Origin of the sequence: Thiolapillus sp. (assembly GCF_048562965.1) — a bacterium.
GTDB classification, from domain to species: Bacteria; Pseudomonadota; Gammaproteobacteria; order Chromatiales; family Chromatiaceae; genus Thiolapillus; species Thiolapillus brandeum_A.
In genome coordinates this window covers 1-558 of record NZ_JBHNMF010001559.1, presented here as the reverse complement: position 1 = coordinate 558, position 558 = coordinate 1, and the positions used below count along the sequence as shown (strand labels likewise).

The window sequence follows — 558 nt, the reverse complement described above, 5'->3', positions numbered from 1 at the left end:
GTAGCGCAGTTGCTGGCTGCGTTCGGCTCCGAACCAGCGGAAAAACCGCAGCAGGGTCTTCGTCTTCCGTTCCTTGCCAATCCAGAGCAGCCGCTTGCAGTGGGCGTCGATCTGGTAAACCGTAAGCGCCCAAGAATCCACACCTGTTTTCCCCACCTGACCCTGTGCAGACTTTCTCCTGGAATTTCACGACATAGGAGAAATCGATGGACATGTCTGATGCCACCGAAGGTGCGCCGTTCTGGCAGTTACACATTGCGGCCTGGCAACAATCTGGCCTGACGCAGAAAGCCTACTGCGAACACCAGGAGCTGCGGTATAGTACCTTCGGCTACTGGGTCCGCAAGCTACGCCGGGCCGCCGAACCGGCAACAGAGAAGAAGGGGGCGGGCTTTGTGCCGGTGATCCCGGCCACGGTACAGCTGATAATGTTATAATTTGGTTCCTCGACGTTTTAAGTGGAATTCCTCCAAAAACCTGTGCCAGTATAGCGCCAAATACTGGCATGAGGAAAAGACGTGGACGGCAACGAGATACTGCTACTGGGATTGGGGATTC

General features: G+C 55.6%; 1 protein-coding gene. It reads left to right on the top strand.

The window, feature by feature from the left end; translation table 11 throughout:
* Positions 1 to 206 precede the first annotated feature (206 nt).
* Entirely contained in the window at positions 207 to 437 is a 231-nt protein-coding gene (gene tnpA, locus ACOCD2_RS25500) for an IS66 family insertion sequence element accessory protein TnpA (protein ID WP_293650907.1), read from the top strand.
* Positions 438 to 558 lie beyond the last annotated feature (121 nt).